We start from the raw sequence: 451 nt of genomic DNA on the forward strand, positions 1-451 counted from the left end.
GTGCTGAAAAGGCTGCCGACACATAAAGTGACCCAGATTGAAGAGTTACTGCCACACTGCTGGAAACCTAAATCGAATTAAAAATTGGTATGGGATTCAGCGGACGCTTACCGCCTTCCACCTCTTTAATGGATGCTAATTTCACAAATTGCTTATATGTTCCAGGTGCAGCGAAACCTAACGAACGAATTCGTTCAGCAATAATGTCTAATGCATTCCATTGCTCAGTATATTGGTCCATAAACATATTGTGCAGACTGTTAAATTGAGGACCAGTGACATTCCAGTGAAAATTATGTGTCATCAAATATGGCACTGTTGCAAATAGGGATCTGAGTCGATGATTTTCCCTTCAAAAAAGCTTAGAGACCGAAAACTCTATTTACTAGCCAAACTTCTCCTAGAATATTACCGTTATAAAATAATGAAGCTTGTCCTTTGCGTAGAGCAC

Annotated in this window: 2 pseudogenes; both read right to left on the reverse strand. The window is 39.7% G+C overall.

What is annotated here, in order from left to right:
• Nucleotides 1-112 precede the first annotated feature (112 nt).
• Nucleotides 113-310, reverse strand: a pseudogene (locus tag WFH18_RS17770) (Dps family protein); the annotation flags it as partial.
• Nucleotides 311-362: 52 nt separating this feature from the next.
• A pseudogene (locus WFH18_RS17775) lies at nucleotides 363-451 on the reverse strand (IS6 family transposase); the annotation flags it as partial.

The sequence above is a fragment of the Acinetobacter sp. USHLN143 genome, from assembly GCF_037145695.1.
In the GTDB taxonomy this organism is placed as follows: domain Bacteria; phylum Pseudomonadota; class Gammaproteobacteria; order Pseudomonadales; family Moraxellaceae; genus Acinetobacter; species Acinetobacter fasciculus.